Annotated in this window: 23 protein-coding genes; 20 read left to right on the top strand and 3 right to left on the bottom strand. The window is 73.9% G+C overall.

Going from position 1 to position 21,491, the window contains the following annotated elements; genetic code table 11:
* From J4709_RS51295 to J4709_RS51225, 15 genes are all read left to right on the top strand, one after another.
* Positions 1-1,255: hypothetical protein (locus J4709_RS51295; protein ID WP_208252816.1), on the top strand; the 1,255-nt coding region annotated here is incomplete at its 5' end.
* A 186-nt stretch (positions 1,256-1,441) separates the two neighbouring features.
* On the top strand, positions 1,442-3,115 hold the full coding sequence (gene pyrG / locus J4709_RS51290) for a CTP synthase (protein WP_208252815.1): 1,674 nt from the start codon (positions 1,442-1,444) through the stop codon (positions 3,113-3,115).
* A complete protein-coding gene (locus J4709_RS51285; protein WP_208252814.1) occupies positions 3,112-3,756 on the top strand; it encodes an NUDIX domain-containing protein in 645 nt (214 codons plus the stop codon). Before pyrG ends, J4709_RS51285 begins: the two co-directional genes overlap by 4 nt.
* A gap of 374 nt (positions 3,757-4,130) precedes the next feature.
* Entirely contained in the window at positions 4,131-5,045 is a 915-nt protein-coding gene (locus J4709_RS51280) for a site-specific tyrosine recombinase XerD (protein ID WP_307802168.1), read from the top strand.
* A gap of 194 nt (positions 5,046-5,239) precedes the next feature.
* A complete protein-coding gene (locus J4709_RS51275) occupies positions 5,240-6,106 on the top strand; it encodes a ParA family protein (RefSeq protein WP_307802169.1) in 867 nt (288 codons plus the stop codon).
* A complete protein-coding gene (locus tag J4709_RS51270) occupies positions 6,088-6,531 on the top strand; it encodes a hypothetical protein (protein ID WP_208252812.1) in 444 nt (147 codons plus the stop codon). Before J4709_RS51275 ends, J4709_RS51270 begins: the two co-directional genes overlap by 19 nt.
* 23 nt (positions 6,532-6,554) lie before the next feature.
* On the top strand, positions 6,555-7,295 hold the full coding sequence (locus J4709_RS51265) for a SecDF P1 head subdomain-containing protein (protein ID WP_208252811.1): 741 nt from the start codon (positions 6,555-6,557) through the stop codon (positions 7,293-7,295).
* Positions 7,296-7,417: 122 nt separating this feature from the next.
* Positions 7,418-8,320 carry a segregation and condensation protein A gene (locus tag J4709_RS51260; RefSeq protein ID WP_307802167.1) on the top strand — a complete coding sequence of 301 codons (903 nt, stop codon included), beginning with the start codon at positions 7,418-7,420 and terminating at the stop codon, positions 8,318-8,320.
* The gene (gene scpB, locus J4709_RS51255) at positions 8,313-8,933 is read left to right on the top strand and encodes an SMC-Scp complex subunit ScpB (RefSeq protein WP_208252810.1); all 621 of its coding nucleotides are present in this window, start codon (positions 8,313-8,315) and stop codon (positions 8,931-8,933) included. The genes J4709_RS51260 and scpB overlap by 8 nt, the downstream gene beginning before the upstream one ends.
* Complete coding sequence (locus J4709_RS51250) at positions 8,930-9,661, top strand: pseudouridine synthase (RefSeq protein ID WP_208252809.1); 732 nt, start codon at positions 8,930-8,932, stop codon at positions 9,659-9,661. Before scpB ends, J4709_RS51250 begins: the two co-directional genes overlap by 4 nt.
* 39 nt (positions 9,662-9,700) lie before the next feature.
* Positions 9,701-10,063 (top strand): chorismate mutase, encoded by a 363-nt coding sequence (gene aroH / locus J4709_RS51245; RefSeq protein WP_208252808.1) that lies wholly within the window; start codon positions 9,701-9,703, stop codon positions 10,061-10,063.
* A gap of 112 nt (positions 10,064-10,175) precedes the next feature.
* The gene (locus J4709_RS51240; RefSeq protein WP_372442252.1) at positions 10,176-11,276 is read left to right on the top strand and encodes a prephenate dehydrogenase; all 1,101 of its coding nucleotides are present in this window, start codon (positions 10,176-10,178) and stop codon (positions 11,274-11,276) included.
* A gap of 160 nt (positions 11,277-11,436) precedes the next feature.
* Positions 11,437-12,099, top strand: a complete 663-nt coding sequence (gene cmk, locus J4709_RS51235; protein ID WP_307802165.1) for a (d)CMP kinase — start codon at positions 11,437-11,439, stop codon at positions 12,097-12,099.
* Between the two features lie 29 nt (positions 12,100-12,128).
* On the top strand, positions 12,129-13,520 hold the full coding sequence (gene der / locus J4709_RS51230; protein WP_208252807.1) for a ribosome biogenesis GTPase Der: 1,392 nt from the start codon (positions 12,129-12,131) through the stop codon (positions 13,518-13,520).
* Between the two features lie 179 nt (positions 13,521-13,699).
* Positions 13,700-13,903 (top strand): hypothetical protein, encoded by a 204-nt coding sequence (locus J4709_RS51225; RefSeq protein WP_208252806.1) that lies wholly within the window; start codon positions 13,700-13,702, stop codon positions 13,901-13,903.
* A gap of 75 nt (positions 13,904-13,978) precedes the next feature.
* Here the strand turns inward: J4709_RS51225 and J4709_RS51220 are convergent, their stop codons facing one another.
* The 3 genes from J4709_RS51220 to J4709_RS51210 all read right to left on the bottom strand — a co-directional run bounded on the left by J4709_RS51220 (position 13,979) and on the right by J4709_RS51210 (position 16,201).
* Positions 13,979-14,608, bottom strand: coding sequence for a hypothetical protein (locus J4709_RS51220; RefSeq protein ID WP_208252805.1), 630 nt, complete (start codon positions 14,606-14,608; stop codon positions 13,979-13,981).
* A gap of 77 nt (positions 14,609-14,685) precedes the next feature.
* Entirely contained in the window at positions 14,686-15,141 is a 456-nt protein-coding gene (locus J4709_RS51215; protein WP_307802164.1) for a PPOX class F420-dependent oxidoreductase, read from the bottom strand.
* A gap of 34 nt (positions 15,142-15,175) precedes the next feature.
* Entirely contained in the window at positions 15,176-16,201 is a 1,026-nt protein-coding gene (locus tag J4709_RS51210; RefSeq protein ID WP_307802163.1) for an alpha/beta hydrolase, read from the bottom strand.
* Between the two features lie 187 nt (positions 16,202-16,388).
* Here J4709_RS51210 and J4709_RS51205 point away from each other — a divergent pair, with 187 nt between their 5' ends.
* From J4709_RS51205 to J4709_RS51185, 5 genes are all read left to right on the top strand, one after another.
* Positions 16,389-16,796, top strand: a complete 408-nt coding sequence (locus J4709_RS51205; RefSeq protein ID WP_208252803.1) for a TOBE domain-containing protein — start codon at positions 16,389-16,391, stop codon at positions 16,794-16,796.
* Positions 16,797-16,813: 17 nt separating this feature from the next.
* Entirely contained in the window at positions 16,814-17,590 is a 777-nt protein-coding gene (modA, locus tag J4709_RS51200) for a molybdate ABC transporter substrate-binding protein (RefSeq protein ID WP_208252802.1), read from the top strand.
* The gene (gene modB / locus J4709_RS51195) at positions 17,587-18,372 is read left to right on the top strand and encodes a molybdate ABC transporter permease subunit (RefSeq protein WP_208252801.1); all 786 of its coding nucleotides are present in this window, start codon (positions 17,587-17,589) and stop codon (positions 18,370-18,372) included. The genes modA and modB overlap by 4 nt, the downstream gene beginning before the upstream one ends.
* Positions 18,369-19,436: an ABC transporter ATP-binding protein gene (locus J4709_RS51190; RefSeq protein ID WP_208252800.1), complete on the top strand. Its 1,068-nt coding sequence runs from the start codon at positions 18,369-18,371 to the stop codon at positions 19,434-19,436. The genes modB and J4709_RS51190 overlap by 4 nt, the downstream gene beginning before the upstream one ends.
* Before the next feature lie 177 nt (positions 19,437-19,613).
* Positions 19,614-21,431 (top strand): phosphoenolpyruvate carboxykinase (GTP), encoded by a 1,818-nt coding sequence (locus J4709_RS51185; protein ID WP_307802162.1) that lies wholly within the window; start codon positions 19,614-19,616, stop codon positions 21,429-21,431.
* Positions 21,432-21,491: the final 60 nt, after the last annotated feature.

Below are 21,491 nucleotides of genomic sequence, written 5' to 3'. Positions count from 1 at the left end.
GCAGGTGGCGGCGATCCAGGCGGAGAAGGAGTCGGCGCAGCGCGACGCCGCGGCCGCGTGGGGCGAGGTGCAGCGCGCGCGGGGTCAGGCCGAGCAGGCCGACCGCCGCGCCGTCGACGCCGAGCGCAAGGTCGCCGAGGCCGAGCGCCGCGCCGGCGAGGTGCAGAACGAGGCCGTCGCCCAGATCGCCGCCCTCCAGCAGGAGAAGGAGGCCGCGCAGCGCGACGCCGCGGCCGCCTGGAACCAGGCGCAGCAGGGCCGCGCCCAGGCCGACCAGGCCCGCGGCCAGGCCGAGCAGGCCCGTGTGCAGGCCGACCAGGCGCGCGCGCAGGCCGAGCAGGCCCGCGCCCAGATGGAGCAGGCGCAGGCGCAGGCCGAGCAGGCAGAGCGCCGCGTCGCCGAGGCCGAGGCCACCGTCCGGCAGGCCATCCAGCAGCGCGACGCGATGAGCGAGGCCCGCGACGACGCGCTGCGCGCCGTCGAGGACGCCGTCGGCGGCCGCCGCTCCGCCGAGACCGAGCGCGACCGGGTCGCCGAGCAGGCCGCCGAGCTGTCGCGCGCCCTGGAGTCCGCGCACGCCGAGCTGTCCGCGCTGCGCTCCAAGGTCACCGACGCGGAGATGACCGCGCAGAACCTGCAGCACGCCGTCGTCGCCGCCGGCAAGGAGGCCGACGAGACGCGCCGCCGCGCGCAGGAGTCCGAGCGCCGCGCGCAGGAGAACGAGCGCCGCGCCCAGGAGTCCGAGCGGCGCGCCCAGGACGCCGAGCGCCGCGCGCAGGACGCCGTCGTCCGCGCGGAGACCGCCGAGGCCGAGCGCCAGCAGGCCCTCGACACCGCCGCGCAGTCGCTGGAGGCCGCCAAGAAGGCCGAGCGCGAGCGCGACGCCAGCGGCAAGGCGCGCGAGGCCGCCGACCGCACCCGCGAGGCCGCGGTGCAGTCCCAGGCCCGCGCCGAGTCGGAGCTGACGCTCGCCCGCGGCCGCGCCGACCAGGCCGGCCGGGAGCGCGACAAGGCGGTCGCCGGGATGCGGCAGATGGCCGCCGAGCGCGACGCTGTCGCCGAGAAGCTCGCCGAGCGCGACCAGTGGGTCGACCAGCTCGCCCAGGCCGTCACCGAGCAGCGCGCGCAGATCGCCGAGCTGTCCCAGGAGCGCGACGCCGCCCGCCAGGCCGCCGACCAGGCCCGGTCCCTGATCGACGAGCTGACCCGGCAGCTGCGCACCATCATGCCCACCGCCGCGACGCCGCGGCTCTGAGGAACCCCCCCCGGCCCGGCGGGCCGGGGGCACGGGCCGCCCGCCCCCCGCACCCTCTGACCAGCGGGAGCGGGGCACTCCCGGGATGGCGCACCCGCGACCGGCTGTTATTCTGGTGGCCCGTGGACAGTGCGGTACCGACCCCTTCGGTGAAAGCCGCCTCGCAACGACCACGGGAGCGCCTTCTTGCCTTCGGCAGCCACTGGTAGATCACGTCCTACCAAGCACCTCTTCGTCACCGGCGGTGTCGCCTCCAGCCTCGGCAAGGGACTGACGGCCTCCAGCCTGGGGCGGCTTCTCACCCTTCGCGGGCTGCGGGTCACCATGCAGAAGCTGGACCCCTACCTCAACGTCGACCCCGGCACCATGAACCCGTTCCAGCACGGCGAGGTGTTCGTCACCGACGACGGCGCCGAGACCGACCTGGACATCGGCCACTACGAGCGGTTCCTGGACACCGAGCTGCACGGGTCGGCGAACGTCACGACCGGCCAGGTGTACTCCAACGTCATCGCCAAGGAGCGGCGCGGGGAGTACCTCGGGGACACCGTGCAGGTGATCCCGCACATCACCAACGAGATCAAGGACCGGATCCGCGGGATGGCGGACGACACCGAGGTCGACATCGTCATCACCGAGGTCGGCGGGACCGTCGGCGACATCGAGTCGCTGCCGTTCCTGGAGTCGGTGCGGCAGATCCGGCACGAGATCGGCCGCGACAACTGCTTCTTCCTGCACGTGTCGCTGCTGCCCTACATCGGGCCGTCCGGCGAGCTGAAGACCAAGCCGACGCAGCACTCGGTCGCCGCGCTGCGCTCCATCGGCATCCAGCCCGACGCGATCGTGTGCCGCTCGGACCGGCCGATCACCGACGGGCTCAAGCACAAGATCAGCCTGATGTGCGACGTGGACCGCGAGGCCGTGGTGTCCGCGGTGGACGCCGCGTCCATCTACGACATCCCGAAGGTGCTGCACGCCGAGGGCCTGGACGCCTACGTGGTGCGCCGGCTCGGGCTGCCGTTCCGCGACGTCGATTGGGGCGCCTGGGACCGGCTGCTGCGCCGCGTCCACAAGCCCGCCCGCGAGGTCACGATCGCGCTGGTCGGCAAGTACATCGACCTGCCCGACGCCTATCTGTCGGTGACCGAGGCGCTGCGGCACGGCGGGTTCGGCAACGACGCCAAGGTGCACATCCGCTGGGTGAAGAGCGACGACTGCGAGACGCCCGAGGGCGCCAAGCGGGAGCTGGACGGCGTCGACGGGGTGCTGATCCCCGGCGGGTTCGGCGTCCGCGGCATCGAGGGCAAGCTCGGCGCGATCCGGCACGCCCGCGAGAACCGCGTCCCGCTGCTCGGCATCTGCCTCGGCCTGCAGTGCATGGTGATCGAGGCGGCGCGGACGCTCGGCGGGCTCGCCGACGCCGGCAGCGCCGAGTTCGACGCCACCACCGAGCACCCGGTCGTCGCGACCATGGCCGACCAGGTCGACGTGGTCGCAGGCGAGCGCGACATGGGCGGCACCATGCGGCTCGGCCTCTACCCCGCCGACCTCGCCGACGGTTCGGTGGTGAAGGGCCTGTACGGGGAGGCGAAGGTCTCCGAGCGGCACCGGCACCGCTACGAGGTCAACAACGCTTACCGCGGCCGGCTGGAGGAGGCGGGGCTGCGGTTCTCCGGGCTGTCGCCGGACGGCCGCCTCGTCGAGTACGTCGAGCTGCCCCGCGAGAGCCACCCGTTCTTCGTCGGCACGCAGGCGCACCCGGAGTTCCGGTCCCGGCCGACCCGCCCGCACCCGCTGTTCACCGGCCTGGTCGCCGCGGCGATCGAGTACGCCGACGCGCGCGCGGCGGACGCCTCGTGACCGCGGAGCCCGGGCCGGACGACGTCCGCGACCGGCCCGAGCACTGGAAGGTCGTCGAGGAGTCGACCGCGTTCACCGGGCACGTGTTCAACGTCCGCCGCGACCGGGTCGAGATGCCGGACGGCACCGGCGGCACCGAGGTCGTCGGCCGCGACGTGATCGAGCACCTCGGCTCGGTCGGCGTCCTCGCCCTCGACGACCGGGAGCGCGTGCTGCTGCTCCGCCAGTACCGGCACCCCGTCGGGCGGCTCCTGTGGGAGACGCCCGCCGGGCTCCGTGACGTCGACGGCGAGCCGCTGCGCGCGCTCGCCGAGCGGGAGCTGCTGGAGGAGGCCGGGTACCGGGCCGCGCGCTGGGACACCCTCGCCGACGTGTTCCCCTCGTCGGGGATGTCGGACGAGCGCACCCGGATCTTCCTCGCCCGCGACCTCGAACTCGTGCCGCCCGAGGAGATCGACTTCGAGCGGGTGCACGAGGAGGCGGACATGCCGGTCGTCTGGGTGCCGCTGGACGAGGCCGTCCGCAAGGTCCTCGCGGGCGACGTGCACAACATGATCGCCTGCGTGGGGATCCTCGCGGCGCACGCCGCCCGCGCCGCCGGCTACCGCGACCTCCGCCCCGCCGACGCCCCCGAGGGCTGACACCCGCTCTGTGCGGGGAGCGGGCCGAGACGCTCAGCCCGCACGCGAGCGCGCTATCTGACCGGTGGGGGCAAAGCCGAAGGCGAGCCCCCACCGGGAAGCTCGCGAAGCGAGGTCGCGCTCGCCCAAGCACGGTCAGCGGCCGAGCCCTAGGCGAGGCCGCTGGGCCGGGCTTGCAGTAGACACAGCGCGGTAGGGGCCGGAGGGGGCATGATGGGCACGTCGCGACCCGCCTCGAGCCGACCCCACCGAGCCGACCGACCGTCAGAAGAGGTGCCGCACTGTCCCCGCGCACGACCCGCCGGCCCGCCGAGCGGCCCCCCGCCCAGGACGACGCCCCCGACGCGGGCACCGGCTCGGCGCTGGAGGCGGCGGTGCGCACCTATTTGGGGCACCTGGCCGTCGAGCGGGGCCTGGCCGCCAACACCCTGTCGTCCTACCGCCGCGACCTGCTCCGCTACGTCCGGGTGCAGGAGGGGCGGGGCCGCACCGCCATCGGCGACATCACCGAGGACGACGTCCGCGCGTTCCTGATGGGTCTGCGGGAGGGCGACGAGGAGCATCCGCCGCTGTCGGCGGGGTCGGCCGCGCGTGCGCTCGTCGCCGTCCGGGGCCTGCACCGGTTCGCGCTGCGCGAGGGGCTCGCGTCCGGCGACCCCGCGCACGACGTCAAGCCGCCGACGCCGCCGCGGCGGCTGCCGAAGGCCATCACGCTGGAGGAGGTGGAGCGGCTGCTCGCGGCCGCCGCCGGACCGTCCGACGGCGACGCCGGCACCGCCCGCGGCCTGCGCGACCGCGCGCTGCTGGAGCTGCTGTACGGGTCGGGCGCGCGGATCTCCGAGGCGGTCGGCCTGGACGTCGACGACGTCGACCTCGACGACGGGTTCGCCCGCGTCGCCGGCAAGGGCGGCAAGGCCCGGGCCGTCCCGATCGGCGACTACGCGGCCCGGGCCGTCGGCGCCTACCTCGTCCGGGCCCGCCCCGAGCTCGCCGGCGCCGGGCGCGGCGGCCCCGCGCTGTTCCTGAACGCCCGCGGCGGGCGGCTGTCGCGGCAGGGCGCCTGGATGGTGCTGCGCGCCGCCGCCGACCGGGCCCGGCTGTCGCAGGTGTCGCCGCACACGCTCCGGCACTCGTTCGCCACCCACCTGCTGGACGGCGGCGCCGACGTCCGCGTCGTCCAGGAGTTGCTCGGGCACGCCTCCGTGACCACCACGCAGGTCTACACTCTGGTGACGGTACAGCTGCTGCGCGAGGTCTACGCGACCTCGCACCCGCGCGCCCGGAGCTGAGCGTCCGGCCGCCTCCCGGCCCGCTGCGACGTGCGGCCGCGGCGCCGCGACAAATCCCGACACTCGGCGCGCGTCGGCTTGAGACGCGGGGGACTGAGCCCTAGAGTCCCCGTTCTGGACGGCATTCCCGGCCGCCGGGGAGGGATCTGGTGACCAGCAGGAACGGCGGACATGGAGTTCTCTCCTCCGCCACCATAGAGACCGATCCGAGTCGGGCCCTCGGCCCGACTCAGCGACCCGTGCCCGTCTTTCCGGAGCCGGAACCGCTGGCCGAACACGGGCCGGCCCGCATCGTCGCCGTCTGCAACCAGAAGGGCGGCGTCGGCAAGACGACCACGACGATCAACCTGGGCGCCGCGCTCGCCGAGTACGGCCGCCGGGTGCTGCTCGTCGACTTCGACCCGCAGGGCGCCCTGTCGGTCGGCCTCGGCAAGGGCGACCCGCGCCAGCTCGACATGACGATCCACAACCTGCTGCTCGAACGCGACACCGAGTGGGAGGACATCGTCCTGGAGACCGGCGTCGACGGCATGGACCTGCTGCCGAGCAACATCGACCTGTCCGGCGCAGAGGTCCAGCTCGTCCACGAGGTCGGCCGCGAGTACATCCTGCAGCAGGCGCTGAAGTCGGCGGTCCCGCACTACGACTACATCCTGATCGACTGCCAGCCGTCGCTCGGCCTGCTGACCGTGAACGCGCTGGCCGCCAGCGAGGGCGTGCTGATCCCGCTGGAGTGCGAGTACTTCGCGATGCGCGGCGTCGCGCTGCTGATGGAGACCATCGACAAGGTGCAGGGCCGGATCAACCCGGAGCTGGTGATCGACGGCGTCCTCGGCACCATGTACGACTCGCGGACCCTGCACACCCGCGAGGTCCTCGGCCGGATCGTCGAGGCCTTCGGTGACAAGGTCTTCCACACGGTCATCAACCGCACGGTACGGTTTCCTGACGCGACCGTCGCCGGGGAGCCGATCACGTACTTCGACCCGAACTCGATGGGCGCGAACGCATACCGGGGTCTGGCGCGGGAGGTGCTCGGAAGGTGGGCTCACGTCGGGTAAGGCTGCCCGGTGTCGATGAGATCTTCCGGCCCACCGCGCCGCCGCCCGGCCCCGCTCCCGGCCCGTCCGGGAACCCGCCCGGCTCGGGGCGCGCGCTGCCCGAGCGGGCCGTTCCCGAGCACGCCGGCCCCGAGCACGCGGTCGCGGAGCGCGCGGTGCCGGGCGCCGGGCCGTCCCGGACCGTCCGGCCGGACGGCGGGCGCCGCCCCACCGGCCGCCAGCGCCACGACTCCAAGATCACCGTGTACATCTCCTCCGACGAGTTGCTCGCGCTGGAGCAGCTGCGGCTGCGGCTGCGCGCCGACCACGCCCTGACCGCCGACCGGGGCCGGCTGGTCCGGGAGGCCGTCGCGGCGATGATCGGCGACTTCGACGCGCTCGGCGAGCACAGCACCCTCGTCCGGCGCCTGCGCGACCTGTCCTGACCCGCGCACGGTAGGGATCCCGTATGGCCCAGCCCCCCGACGACCCGCCCGAGCCGTTCCGGCCGCCGCCGCCCATCTACGCGCCGCCGTCCTCGGCCGACACGCCGCCGCCTCCGTACGCGCCGCCGCCCCCGAACGCGCCGCCACCGGGTGCCGCGCCCCCGGCCGCCTACCCGCTGCCGGGCGCCGCCGCGCAGTACCCGTCGGCCGCCAGGCCCGCGGCACGCACACCGCTGATCATCGCAGGCGCGGCCGCGCTCGTGTTCGTCCTCCTGGCCGCCGGCGTGGCCGTCTACCTGGCGACGCGCGGCGGCGGCGGGTACGACGGCGGCCCGGCAGACCTGCGGCAGCCGCTGACGCTCCAGCAGGTCGCCGCGGTCTCGCAGGCGCCCTGCGCCGCCGGGACGCTGCCCGAGGCGTCCGGGACGTCCTGCTACCGCCTCGCCGGGGGCGGCATGACCGTCCGCCGCGTCGAGCACATGAAGGCCGAGCCGCCGGCGGGCGGGACGACGTCGTGGACGGTCCAGATCGGCCTGACCGCCGCGGACGCCCGGGCGTTCGCGCGCCTCACCGAAGCGGCGGCGCGGCAGCAGCCGGGGACGCCGGGGCAGCAGATCGCGATGGTCGCCGGCGGGCGGGTGCTGTCGGCGCCCGCGGTCACCGGAGGGCCCATCACCGGCGGCTCCGTGCAGATCACCGGCTCCTTCACCCGCGCGAAGGCCGAGGACCTCGTCGCGAGGATCAGCGGGCGCCGCCCGTCCTGACGCGGGGCGTCCGGCCCGCCCGGACGAGGCGCCCGCACACCCCCGGGCATGGGACGATGGGGCCGGTGAGCATGTTGCCGGGGAGCACGGGGCGGGCGGCGTCCTCCGCTACCGTGAGCGACGTGGACGAGACGGCGCCGGAGCAGGGCGCGGCACCCGACCAGGAGCAGGGCGAGGACCAGGGCTTCCGCGTCCACCTCGACAACTTCGAGGGCCCCTTCGACCTGCTGCTCGGGCTGATCTCCAAGCACAAGCTCGACATCACCGAGGTGTCCCTGCACAAGGTCACCGACGACTTCATCGCCCACATCCGCTCCTACGGCAAGGACTGGGACCTCGACCAGGCCAGCCACTTCCTGCTGGTCGCCGCGACCCTGCTGGACCTGAAGGCGGCGCGGCTGCTGCCGTCCGGCGAGGTCGACGACGAGGACGACCTGGCCCTGCTGGAGGCCCGCGACCTGCTGTTCGCCCGGCTGCTGCAGTACCGGGCGTACAAGGAGGTCGCGCAGGTCCTCGCCGCCAAGATCGCCGACGCGAACCGGCGGTTCCCGCGCGTGGTGCCGATGGAGCCGAAGTTCGCGAACCTGCTGCCGGAGGTCCTGCTCGGCCTCGGCCCCGAGGAGTTCGCGCGGCTGGCGGCCAGGGCGCTCGCCCCGAAGGCGCCGCCCGCTGTGTCGGTCGAGCACATGTACCAGCCGAAGGCCAGCGTCAAGGAGCAGGCCGAGATCGTCGTGGAGAAGCTGCGGCGGCTCCGCAAGACCACCTTCCGGGTCCTGGCGTCCGACGCCGACGGCACCTACGAGGTCGTCGCGCGGTTCCTGGCGCTGCTGGAGCTGTACCGGGAGCGGGCCGTCACGTTCGAGCAGCTCGAGCCGCTCGGTGAGCTGCACGTCACCTGGACCGGCACCGACGAGGGCGACGTGGCGGTCGGCGACGACTACGAGGGCTCCCCGGAGGCCCGCGCCGCGGCCGAGAAGGCCGAGCAGGCCGACACCGACGGGAAGGACGAGGAGGACGATGACTGAGGGACCCGGCCCGGACGCGCCGGAGCACCGGCCGCCCCAGGACGAGGCGCCGGACGGGCCCGGTGAGGGCGTGCCGGGGCTGCGAGCCTCGATCGAGGCGATCCTGCTGGTCGTGGACGAGCCCGTCGCCGAGATCACCCTGGCGCAGCTGCTGGAGCGGCCCCGCCCGCAGGTCGCCGCGACGCTGCGTGAGCTGGCCGCGGAATACACCGAGCAGGGCCGGGGGTTCGACCTCAGGGAGGTCGCCGGCGGCTGGCGCTACTACACCCGGGACGTGTGCGCCCCGGTGGTGGAGCGGTTCGTCACCGACGGCCAGCAGGCCAGGCTGACGCAGGCCGCGCTGGAGACCCTCGCGGTCGTCGCCTACCGGCAGCCGGTGAGCCGGGCGCGGGTGTCGGCGGTCCGCGGCGTCAACAGCGACGGCGTGATGCGGACGCTGACGCTGCGCGGCCTGATCGAGAACGCGGGCCAGGAGGCGGAGACCGGCGCGCACCTGTACCGCACCACCGGGTACTTCCTGGAGCGGCTGGGGCTGCGCGATCTCGGCGAGCTGCCGGAGCTGGCCCCCTTCCTCCCCGACGACCTGCCAGAAGACATAGTTGAGGAATCGTGACTGACAACGAGGGCGTGCGCCTGCAGAAGGTGCTGGCCGAGGCCGGGATCGGCAGCCGCCGCCACTGCGAGGAGCTCATCGGCGAGGGCCGGGTGACCGTCGACGGCAAGCGGGTGTTCCGGTTCGGCGAGCGGGTCGACCCGCAGCGGGCCGTGATCCACGTGGACGGCAAGCGGGTCGAGACGCGCGCCGAGATGCGGTACTACATGGTCAACAAGCCGCGCGGCGTCGTCAGCACGATGTCGGACGAGCGGGGCCGCAAGTCCCTGGAGGACTACGTGGACGTGCCGGAGCGGCTGTTCCACGTCGGCCGGCTCGACACCGACACCGAGGGCCTGATCCTGCTCACCAACGACGGGGAGCTCGCGCACCGCCTCACCCACCCGAGCTACGGGGTGTACAAGACCTACCTCGCCGAGATCCACGGGCCGATCCCGCGCGACCTCGGCAAGCGGCTGCGCGCCGGCGTGACGCTGGAGGACGGCCCGGCCAAGGCCGACAAGTTCCGGGTGTTCGACCAGGTCGGCAGGCGGGTGCTCGTGGAGATCACCCTGCACGAGGGGCGCAAGCACATCGTGCGGCGGCTGCTCAAGGAGGTCGGGTTCCCGGTGCAGCAGCTGGCCCGCATAGAGTTCGGCCCGATCAAGCTGGGCCAGCTGAAGCCGGGCGGGATGCGCGCGCTGACCGTCCAGGAGATCGGCGAGCTCTACCAGGTGGTCGGGCTGTAGGCCCGGCGCCGCGATTCAGTCGAGACGGAGAGGGACGACGTGGCGGTACGCGCGGTCCGCGGGGCGACGCAGGTGGACGCCGACGACCGGGGGGAGATCCTGGCGGCGACGACCGAGCTGGTGAGCGAGGTGATGAGCCGCAACGGGCTGACCACCGACGACGTGATCAGCGTGCTGTTCACGGCGACGCCGGACCTGACGGCGGAGTTCCCGGCGCTGGCGGCGCGCAAGCTCGGCTTCCAGGAGGTGCCGCTGATGTGCGCGAGCGAGATCGCCGTGCCGCACGCGCTGCCGCGGGTGATCCGGCTGATGGCGCACATCGCGACGGACCGCCCGCGCGCCGAGGTCCAGCACGTGTACCTGCGAGGCGCGAAGGCCCTCCGGCTGGACATCGCGCAGTAGCGCCCGAGCGCAGTGAGGCATGTGCAGGGCGCAGTAGCGCCCGGGCGCAGTGAGGCATGTGCAGGGCGCAGTAGCGCCCGGGCGCAGTGAGGCATGTGCGGGGCACAGTAGGGTGACGGGCGTGGACGAGGACGTGGTGGGCCGCATCGTCGTGGTCGGGACGGGGCTGATCGGCACGTCGATCGCGCTGGCGATGCGCGAGCGCGGCGCCGAGGTGCTGCTGACCGACCGGGACGCGGCCGCGCTCGCGCTGGCCGTCGAGCTGGGCGCGGGGGAGGCGCTGCCGGACGGGGCGTCCGCGGAGCCCGCCGACCTGGCGGTGCTGGCGGTGCCGCCCGCGGCGGTCGCGGTGACCCTCCTGGACGCGCAGAAGCGCGGCCTGGCGACCGCCTACACCGACGTGGCGAGCGTGAAGGCGCTGCCGCTGGCGCAGGCGGCGGAGCTGGGCTGCGACCTGTCGACGTTCGTCGCGGGGCATCCCCTCGCGGGCAGCGAGCGGTCGGGGCCGGGCGCGGCGCGTCCGGACCTGTTCCTCGGCCGCCCGTGGGCGCTGTGCGCGACCCCGGAGGCGGCGCCGGAGACGGTGGCCGCGGTGACGGCGCTGGCGAAGGCGTGCGGCGCGATGCCGGTGGAGGTGGACGCCGCGGAGCACGACCGTGCGGTGGCGCTGGTGTCGCACGGCCCGCACGTGGTGTCGGCGGCGGTTGCGGCGCGGCTGACCGGCGCGGACGACGTGGCGCTGGGCCTGTCGGGGCAGGGCGTCCGGGACGTGACGCGGATCGCGGCGAGCGACCCGCGGCTGTGGATCGGGATCCTGTCGGCGAACGCCGCGCCGGTCGCGGACGTGCTGGAGGCGGTCGCGACGGACCTGGCGGTCGCGGCGTCGCTGCTGCGCGACGGCAGCGAGGGCGCCTCGGCGCACGTCGCGGACCTGCTGCTGCGCGGGAACGCGGGCCGGTCCCGGATCCCGGGCAAGCACGGCGGCGGCCAGTCGGCGTACGCGACGGTGCAGGTGGTCATCCCGGACCGGCCGGGCGAGCTGGCGATGATCTTCCAGGCGGCGGGGATCGCCGGGGTGAACATCGAGGACGTGACGATCGAGCATTCGCCGGGCCGCCCGCTGGGCGTGCTGGAGCTGGCGGTGGTGCCGGAGGCGGCCGACAAGCTGGCCGCCGAGCTGCGCGCCCGCGGCTGGTCGGTGCCCGGCCGGTAGCCGGGGCCTGCGGATCTTGCGGCGGGCCGCGGTGGTGGGTGCGGGCCGGTAGCCTGATGCGCTGGGCCCCCGCGAGGGAAACGCTCGCGTTCCGCCGCCCGCCCCGCCCGCCGCCCGCCCGTGCCGGCGGGCGCTCCGATGCCGACGAAAGGGAGCGATCGTGCCGCTCGTCATCGCCATGGACGGACCCTCCGGATCGGGCAAGTCCAGTGCGTCCAAGGGCGTCGCCCGCGCGCTCGGCCTGCGCTACCTCGACACCGGCGCGATGTACCGCGCGATGACGTGGTGGATGCTGCGCAACGGCGTCCCGGTCGGGGACGCCGAGGCGGTCGCGGCGCGCGCCGGCGACCCGGTCATCGTGTCCGGCACCGACCCGGACGCCCCGACGATCGGGGTGGACGGGCAGGACGTGTCGGACCCGATCCGCACCCGCGAGGTGACGAACGCGGTCAGCGCGGTCAGCGCGGTCCCGGCCGTCCGGGCGCGGCTGGTGGCGCTGCAGCGTGAGATCATGGCGGACGGGGGCATCGTGGTGGAGGGGCGCGACATCGGCACGGTCGTCGCGCCGGACGCGCCGGTCAAGGTATACCTGACCGCCAGCGAGGAGGTGCGGGCGGCCCGCCGCGCGAAGGACCTGGCGGCGGACCCGGGCGCGTCGGTGACGGTGACGCAGGCCGAGCAGGCGCGCCGCGACCGGCTGGACTCCACCCGCAAGGCGTCGCCGCTGGCGAAGGCGGCGGACGCGCATGAGATCGACTCGACGGAGCTGGGCCTCGCCGAGGTCATCGAGGCGGTCGTCCGCCTCGCCAAAGAGCAGGAGTGAGCGGGCGGCCTGACGGCCCCTGTGGGGATATGACTGTGAGCGATTACGAGATCGAGACCGCGGACGTCGTCGAGGACGTCGCCGCCGACGCCGGCCCGGCGCCGGTGGTGGCGGTGGTGGGGCGGCCCAACGTCGGCAAGTCGACGCTGGTGAACCGGATCCTCGGCCGCCGGGAGGCGGTCGTGGAGGACGTGCCGGGGGTGACCCGGGACCGGGTCGCCTACGACGCGACGTGGTCGGGGCGGCGGTTCACCGTCGTCGACACCGGCGGCTGGCTGCCGGACGCGGCGGGCCTGGCGGCCGCGATCGCCGAGCAGGCGCGCCTCGCGGTGGACCTGGCCGACGTGGTGATGTTCGTGGTGGACGCGACGGTGGGCGCCACGGACGTCGACGAGGCCGTGGTGGAGATCCTGCGCCGGTCCGGGAAGCCGGCGGTGCTGGTGGCCAACAAGGTCGACGACACCGGCGCCGAGGCGGACGCGGCGCTGCTGTGGTCGCTCGGCATCGGGGAGCCGTATCCGGTGTCGGCGCTGCACGGCCGCGGCAGCGGCGACCTGCTGGACGCGGTGCTGGAGGCGCTGCCGGCGGAGGCGCCGCGCGAGACGTTCGGGGACCAGGGCGGGCCGACCCGGATCGCGCTGCTGGGCCGGCCGAACGTCGGCAAGTCGAGCCTGCTGAACCGGCTGGCGGGGGAGAACCGGGCCGTGGTGGACGCGGTGGCCGGCACGACCCGCGACCCGGTCGACGAGCTGATCGAGCTGGGCGGCCGGACGTTCCGGTTCATCGACACGGCGGGGATCCGGCGGCGGCACCGGGAGAACCAGGGCGCCGACTTCTACGCGACGCTGCGCACGCAGTCGGCGCTGGAGCGGGCCGAGGTCGCGGTCGTGCTGGTGGACGCGGACGAGCCGCTCGCCGAGCAGGACCTGCGGATCGTGTCGATGGTGATCGAGTCGGGCCGGGCGCTGGTCATCGCGTACAACAAGTGGGACCTGCTGGACGAGGAGCGCCGGCACTACCTGGAGCGCGAGATCGACCGGCAGCTGCACAACGCGCGGTGGGCGCCGCGGGTGAACATCTCGGCGAAGACGGGCCGGCACATGGACCGGTTCGTCCCGGCGATCGACACGGCGCTGGACGGCTGGAACACCCGGGTGCCGACGTCGAAGCTGAACCAGTTCTTCGCGGACCTGGTGAACTCGCATCCGCATCCGGTGCGCGGCGGCAAGCAGCCGCGGGTGCTGTTCGCGACGCAGGCGGGGGTGCGGCCGCCGCGGTTCGTGCTGTTCACGTCGGGCTTCCTCGAGGAGGGGTACCGGCGGTTCATCGAGCGGCGGCTGCGCGAGGAGTTCGGGTTCGAGGGGACGCCCCTCGACATCGCGATGAAGATCCGCGAGAAGCGGGGCAAGGCGCGCAAGTAGCCGGATTATCCGGCGACCGGCCCGCCGGGGATCTTTCCCCGGCGGGCCGCGGCATGCCAGGATGCATCCAGCGGGCAGCGGGTAAGTCTTCCATTACTCGTTGATTCCGCAACGAAAGCGTGTTCTAGTCTGGGTGAGCGGTTCTCCCGGACGTTCATGGCGCGGTCGAGGGGTGCGACGTGAAGCTCTTGCTGCTCATTGCCGTTGCGGTCGCCTGCGTGGCGGCCAGCTTCGTCTGGCGCGAGCCGTGGATCGGCGGTGTCGGGCTGATCGTCGCGTTCGTCGCGATGTTCACCGATCGCGACGACGTGAAGCTGGACGACGAGAAGGGCAGCTACGAGACCACCAAGTCCGTCCGGAACATGCGCAGCAGGAACCGCTGACGGCATCCCGGACGGCCCCGGCGCCCCGCTGAGCGGGACCGCCAGGGCCGGTCTCAGGGCCGGTCTTGGGGCGCCCTACCGTTCGAGGCCGCCCGGCTCGCCCGCGACCCGCTGGTCGCCCGGTGGCCGCGGCGCGGGGGCCGTCGGCCCGCCCGGCTGCCCCGGCCCGGCGGTGTCGCGCGCGTACCGGCCGAACACCAGCGGCTGCGTGGTCCCGCCGTCCTGCACCGGCTCGTCGGGCGGGGCCGCCTCGCGGACGCCCACCACCGCGAACCGGCCGAGGGCGAGCGCGGCGAAGAACACGATCACCGTGCCGAGGCCGGCGAAGCCGGACAGCTGCTCGGCGAGGTGCCGGCCGTTGCCGGTGCCGAGCGGCGCGCCGACGCCCTGCACGTCCCACAGCGTGGCGAGCGGCCCGCCCACCACGAACCAGGCGCCGCCGAGCACGCCCAGCCACGCGCCGAGCATCGCGACCGCGCGGTGCGCGCTGAACAGCACGATCAGCCCGCCGAGCACGGCGGCGGCCGCGGGGGCGATGCTGAGCTCGAGCCGGTCGGTGTTGTAGACCCAGGTGTCGTCCGGGGCGAACCCGAAGTCGAAGTAGGGGCCGGCGAAGGGCAGCAGGCCGCCCCACAGGCCCAGCAGCACCAGCAGGACGCCGCTGAAGCCGCCCCTGCTGCGCGGTACTCGCATGGTCCCAGTCATGATCATTCCTCCTGACCGGGCGATGTGATTCTGTTTTGTCCCCCTTTACCCGCGTCGAACGTCCCCACACCGCCGTTTCAGGCGACGGTCCGGGCCTCCCCCTCGGGGCGCGCGGCGTCGATGTGCCAGCTGATCACGCGGACCGGGCGGATCCGGATCAGGTCGTCGCTGAAGAACCCCTCGCCGAACGGCATCCGGCCCTTGACCGGCTCCGCCGTGCCGCGGATCTCCACGCCGCGGCCCCAGCCGGGCCGCACCGCGTCCGGGTCGTCGGCCGCCGTCTTGTCGTCGACGAGGAACGACACGTGCGGGTTCGCCAGGACGTTGCGGTACTTGCGGCTGCCGGCGTTGGCGGGGCCGCCGACGTCGATCGTCCCGTCGCCGTTCAGGCGGAACCCGACGGGCCGCACCTGCGGCCCGCCGTCCGGGCCGACGGTCGCCAGCCGGCCGAGGTCCTGCGCGGACAGGTAGGCGCGCTCGGCCGGGGTGAACGGGTCGCTCATCGTCGCTCTCCGATCGTCGGTGGTGCTCACGCGACCGACGCTAGGACCTCAAGCGCGATTCAGGTCAACTGGCGCTCTCCAGGCCCGCGGATGTGTCGCGGGAGGCCGGGGCGAGGCGGCCGTCGAGGGCGTCGCGGACGAACCGGCCGAGCGAGCCGACCGCCGCGCGGGACTCGGGCAGCAGCGGGCCGAACATCTGGAAGACGTGGATCTGCCGGTCCCATACCTGCAGCGTCGCGGGCACGCCGGCCTCGGCGAGCCGCCGCGCCATCAGCTCGGAGTCGCAGTACAGCAGCTCGGTGGACCCGGCCGTCAGCAGGACGGGCGGCAGCCCGGCGAGGTCGGCGCGGACGGGGGAGATCGCCGGGTCCTTGAGGTCGAGGTGGCCGAGGAAGGTCTCGACGAGCTTCTCCAGCAGCACGCCCGGGTCGGACGGGTCCAGGCCCATGTTGGCGTGCGCGAGCTTGTCGGCCAGGTCCATGTCGAGCATGGGGGACAGGGCGGCGAGCGCCGCCGGCATCGGCAGGCCCTCGTCGCGGGCGCGCAGCGCGGTCGCGAACGTGAGGTGCCCGCCCGCCGAGTCGCCCATGATCACGATGTTCGCGGGGTCGACGCCGCGCTCGTCCAGCAGCCACCGGTAGGCGGTGAGGCAGTCCTCGACCTCCCGCTCGAACGGGACGGCCGGGATCATCCGGTAGTCGACCGACAGCGCGGGCACGCCGGCGGCGGCGCTGAACGAGGCGACCATCCGGCGGTGGGTGTTGAGGCCGCAGCAGACCCAGCCGCCGCCGTGCAGGTAGAGGATCACCCGGTCGCGGGCGTTGGACGCGCCGGGCCCGCGCACCCATTCGGCGCCGAACCCGTCGAAGCGGACCCTCTCCGTGCGGACGCGGCGCGGCGCCGGGGCCCGTCCGGCGAGCCGGTCGAGGGCCGCGACGCGCCGGATCGCCCGGTCGTCGAACGGGAGCGCGGCGGCCTTGGCCAGCCGGGGGCGCAGGATCCGGCGGATCCCCGCCGAGACGGCGCGGGACCGCAGGCTCGCGGTCCCGTGGCGTTCGATGACCAGGGTCGTCGGGCGTGGCTGCGGCACCGGGGTCCTCCTCGCGACGGGGGTGTAAGTAGATGGTGACATTCGCCCGCGACCGGCCCGAGGCCGGGGGAGCGGCCGGGGGAGCGGCGCCTGTGGCAATTGCCAGAGAATCAGCCCTTGCAAGCTCGCAAGAACTGGCTGATTGTCCAGATGCGGGTCGAATCTGCGAGGGCTACGATCGTCCCTCGTGACGACGTTCAGGATCAGTGAGGCGGCGGCGCTGCTCGGCGTCAGCGCCGACACCGTCCGGCGCTGGGTGGACGGCGGGCGGCTGCCGGCCGAGCGCGACGAGCACGGCCACCGGCGGGTGCCGGGCGCCGACCTCGCCGCCTTCGTGCGCGAGCAGGCCTGCGGCGGCGCGCCCGCCGAGCAGGGCGAGCGGTTCTCCTCGGCGCGCAACCGGCTGCGCGGGATCGTCACCGAGGTCGTCCGCGACGGCGTGATGGCCCAGGTGGAGATCCAGGCCGGGCCGTTCCGGGTCGTGTCGCTGATGAGCCGGGAGGCGGCCGACGAACTCGGCCTGCGGGTCGGCGTGGTCGCCGAGGCCGTGGTGAAGTCCACCAACGTCGTCGTCGAGGTGTCCGACCCGGGCTGACCCCCTTGAGGAGTGACATGTTCAAGCGCACATCGGCGGCCGTGCTCGCGGCGTCCCTGGCACTGGCGGCGGCGGGCTGCGGCGACACCGGCGACGACACGTCCTCGGGCGGCGGCGGATCCAAGACCCTGACCGTGTTCGCGGCGGCCTCGCTCACCGAGACCTTCACCGCCCTCGGCAAGACCTTCGAGTCCGCGCATCCCGGGGTGAAGGTCCGGTTCAACTTCGGGGGCAGCGACAGCCTCGCGCAGGGCATCACGCAGGGCGCCCCGGCGGACGTGTTCGCCTCCGCCAGCCCGGCGACGATGAAGACCGTCACCGACGCCGGGGACGCCGACGGCACGCCGCAGGTGTTCACCCGCAACCGGCTGGTCATCGCCGTCCCGCCGAAGGACACCGGGAAGGTCGCCAAGCTGGCGGACCTGTCGCGCTCCGGGCTCAAGGTCGTGCTGTGCGCGCCGACGGTGCCGTGCGGCGCGGCGGCGAAGAAGGCGCTCGCGGCGGCGAACGTCACGGTCAAGCCCGCGTCCGAGGAGAGCGACGTCAAGGCGGTGCTCACCAAGGTCGGCCTTGACGAGGCCGACGCCGGGCTCGTCTACCGCACCGACGCCAAGGCCGCGGCCGGGAAGGTGAAGGCCATCGAGTTCCCCGAGTCGGCCAAGGCGGTCAACGACTACCCGATCGTCGAGGTGAAGAAGGCGCCGCAGGGCGCGCTCGCGAAGCAGTTCATCCAGCTCGTCCTCGGGGCGCAGGGCCGGGCCGCGCTCACCGGGGCGGGCTTCGAGGCGCCGTGAGCCGGTCGAGCCGGCCGCCCTGGTTCCTGCTGCTGCCCGCCCTCGCCGGGCTGGTGTTCCTGGTGCTGCCGCTGGCCGGGCTGCTCGCCCGCGCCCCGTGGTCCACCCTCGGCACCCGGCTCGGCCAGGGGCAGGTGCTGGAGGCGCTGCGGCTGTCGCTGGTGAGCGCCACGCTCAGCACCGGCGTGTGCCTGCTGCTCGGCGTGCCGCTGGCGTGGGTGCTGGCGCGGGCGTCGTTCCCCGGGCTTGGGCTCGTCCGCGCGCTGGTCACGGTGCCGCTGGTGCTGCCGCCGGTCGTCGGCGGCGTGGCGCTGCTGCTGGCGCTCGGCCGCCGCGGGCTGGTCGGCGCGTGGCTGGACTCGGCGTTCGGGATCACCCTGCCGTTCACCACCGCCGCGGTGGTGATCGCCGAGACGTTCGTCGCGATGCCGTTCCTGGTGATCAGCGTGGAGGGCGCGCTGCGCGCCGCCGACCTGCGCTACGAGGAGGCCGCCGCCACGCTCGGCGCCGGCCGCTGGACGATCTTCCGCCGCGTCACGCTGCCGCTCGTGGCGCCCGGCGTCGCGGCCGGCGCGGTGCTGTGCTGGGCGCGGGCGCTCGGCGAGTTCGGCGCCACGATCACCTTCGCGGGCAACTTCCCCGGCCGGACCCAGACCATGCCGCTCGCGGTCTACCTCGCGCTGCAGAACGACCCGCAGGCCGCGATCGTGCTGAGCCTGGTGCTGCTGGCGGTGTCGGTGGCCGTGCTCGCCGCGATGCGCGACCGCTGGGTGCGGACGTGACCCGCGACGCCGGCGCGAAGGGGCTGGACGCGCGGCTCGTCGTCCGCCGTCCCGAGTTCGACCTGGACCTGGCGCTCGCCGCCGAGCCCGGCGAGGTCGTCGCGCTGCTCGGGCCGAACGGCGCGGGCAAGAGCACGGCGCTGCGCGCCCTCGCCGGGCTCGTCGCGATGCCGGCCGGCCACATCCGGCTGGACGGCACGGACCTGCGCCCGCTGCCCGCCGAGCGCCGCCGCGTCGGCATGGTCTTCCAGGACTATCTGCTGTTCCCGCACCTCAGCGTCCTGGAGAACGTCGCGTTCGGGCCGCGCTGCCAGGGCGCCGGACGCCGCGCGGCCCGGCGCCGCGCCGGCGAGTGGCTGGAGCGCGTCGGGCTCGCCGGGTACGCGTCCGCGCGCCCGCGGGCGCTGTCGGGCGGGCAGGCGCAGCGGGTCGCGCTGGCGCGGGCGCTGGCCGTCGAGCCGGGCCTGCTGCTGCTGGACGAGCCGCTCGCGGCGCTCGACGCGCACACCCGGCTGGAGATCCGCGCCGCGCTCCGCCGGCACCTGGCCGGGTTCGCGGGCGCCGCCGTCCTCGTCACCCACGACCCGCTCGACGCGATGGTGCTCGCGGACCGGATCGTGGTGGTGGAGGACGGCCGGCTGGTGCAGGAGGGCACGCCCGCGGAGGTCGCCCGGAGGCCGCGCACCGACTACGTCGCGCGGCTGGTCGGGCTGAACCTGTACCGGGGGACGGCCGAGGGGGGCACCGTAGTCATCGGCGGCACCGAAGGCGAGCACACGCTGGACACAGTCGACTCCCTCCAGGGCGAGGTCTTCCTGGCCTTCGCGCCATCGTCGGTCGCGCTGTACCGCACTCGCCCCGACGGAAGCCCGCGCAACCTCTGGCGTGCGCGTGTCGCGGCGGTCGAACGGCAGGGAGACCGGGTGCGGGTGCGGTTGGCGGGGCCGCCATTCGACGCGGTCGCGGACATCACTCCCGCATCCGTCGCGGAACTTGATTTGTCCGAGGGCAGCACGATATGGGCGGCCGTGAAGGCCACCGAAACCCACGTTTACCCAGCTTGAGCGGGCCCCAGCCGGGAGCGGCGGCGCGCCGCCCTTGGCGCCCGTGCTCTAGTGATATCAATCACAAAACTGCGCGGGAAGGCCCAGAAGGCGACGGGATTGGTCCAGACCAAATGGCAAAAACGTCGGGTCTTGTTCATCATGCAAACATCCTGCGAACAGCTGAAGGAGTTGCCCGTGTCCAACCAGGTCCCCGGCCTCGACCAGGCCCCTACCGGCCACACCGAACTAGTGGAGTGGGTACGCGGGATCGCCGAGCTGACCAAGCCCGACCGCGTCGAGTGGTGTGACGGCTCGGACGAGGAGTGGGAGCGTCTGACCGGCCTCCTCGTCGAGCAGGGCACCCTCACGCGGCTCGACCCGGCCAAACGGCCCAACAGCTTCCACGCCGCCTCCGACCCGACCGACGTCGCGCGCGTCGAGGACCGGACCTTCATCTGCTCCGAGAAGGAGGCGGACGCCGGCCCGACGAACAACTGGGTCGCGCCCGCCGAGATGAAGGCGACCCTCACCCCGCTGTTCGACGGCTGCATGAAGGGCCGCACCATGTACGTGGTGCCCTTCTGCATGGGCCCGCTCGGCGGCCAGATCTCCCAACTCGGCGTCGAGATCACCGACTCCGCCTACGTCGCGGTCTCGATGAAGATCATGACGCGGATGGGCGCGGGCGCGCTGCGGCTGATCGAGGAGCGCGGCACCTACGTCAAGGCCGTCCACTCGGTGGGCGCGCCGCTGGAGCCGGGGCAGGCCGACGTCAAGTGGCCGTGCAACTCCACCAAGTACATCACGCACTTCCCCGAGACCCGCGAGATCTGGTCCTACGGGTCCGGCTACGGCGGCAACGCCCTGCTGGGCAAGAAGTGCTACGCGCTGCGCATCGCCTCCACGATGGCGCGCGACGAGGGCTGGATGGCCGAGCACATGCTCGTCCTCAAGCTCACCCCGCCGCAGGGCGAGACCCGCTACGTCGCCGCCGCGTTCCCGTCGGCGTGCGGCAAGACCAACCTCGCCATGCTCGAGCCGACCATCCCGGGCTGGAAGGTCGAGACGATCGGCGACGACATCGCCTGGATGCGGTTCGGCGACGACGGCCGCCTCTACGCGATCAACCCCGAGGCCGGCTTCTTCGGCGTCGCGCCCGGCACCGGCGAGAGCACCAACGCCAACGCCGTGAAGACGCTGTGGGGCAACAGCATCTTCACCAACGTCGCGCTCACCGACGACGGCGACGTGTGGTGGGAGGGCCTCACCGACGAGCCGCCCGCGCACCTGACGGACTGGAAGGGCAACGACTGGACGCCCGCGTCCGAGACGCCCGCCGCGCACCCGAACGCCCGCTTCACCACCCCGGCCGGGCAGTGCCCGATCGCGGCGGAGGAGTGGGAGGACCCGAAGGGCGTGCCGATCTCGGCGATCCTGTTCGGCGGCCGGCGCGCGTCCGCGGTCCCGCTGGTCACCGAGTCCTTCGACTGGCAGCAGGGCGTGTTCCTCGGCGCGAACATCGCGTCGGAGAAGACGGCCGCCGCCGAGGGCACGGTCGGCGAGCTGCGCCGCGACCCGTTCGCCATGCTGCCGTTCTGCGGCTACAACATGGGCGACTACTTCGGCCACTGGCTGGAGATCGGCAAGGCCACCGACGCCGAGAAGCTGCCGCGGATCTACTACGTCAACTGGTTCCGCAAGAACGCCGACGGCAAGTTCATCTGGCCCGGCTTCGGCGAGAACAGCCGCGTGCTCAAGTGGATCGTCGAGCGGCTGAACGGAAAGGCCGACGCCGCCAAGTCCCCGATCGGCCAGCTGCCGACCAAGGACGCGCTGGACACCGAGGGCCTCGACATCGACGACGCCGACCTGGAGACGCTGCTGTCGGTCGACGCCGAGGTGTGGAAGCAGGAGGCCGCCCTCGTGCCGGAGTTCTTCGAGAAGTTCGGTGACCACATGCCGAAGGCGCTGTGGGACGAGTACCACGACCTGGTGCGCCGCCTGGAGGCCTGATCCCGGCCGCCCGCCCCGCCACGGGACGGGCCCGTTCCGCCCCGCCCGCGCCCGCTCGCT

Origin of the sequence: Actinomadura violacea (assembly GCF_017573465.1) — a bacterium.
GTDB lineage: Bacteria > Actinomycetota > Actinomycetes > Streptosporangiales > Streptosporangiaceae > Spirillospora > Spirillospora violacea.
Note: the sequence above shows the minus strand (reverse complement) of the source record. Positions and strands in the feature narration are given on the sequence as shown.

What these genes read in the sequence shown, in the direction of transcription:
- J4709_RS51265 (WP_208252811.1), top strand. Translation starts at nt 6,555, where the DNA reads ATGGCCCAGCCCCCCGACGACCCGCCCGAGCCGTTCCGGCCGCCGCCG.
- scpB (WP_208252810.1), top strand. Translation starts at nt 8,313, where the DNA reads ATGACTGAGGGACCCGGCCCGGACGCGCCGGAGCACCGGCCGCCCCAG.
- der (WP_208252807.1), top strand. Translation starts at nt 12,129, where the DNA reads ATGACTGTGAGCGATTACGAGATCGAGACCGCGGACGTCGTCGAGGAC.
- J4709_RS51220 (WP_208252805.1), bottom strand. Translation starts at nt 14,608, where the DNA reads ATGACTGGGACCATGCGAGTACCGCGCAGCAGGGGCGGCTTCAGCGGC.
- modA (WP_208252802.1), top strand. Translation starts at nt 16,814, where the DNA reads ATGTTCAAGCGCACATCGGCGGCCGTGCTCGCGGCGTCCCTGGCACTG.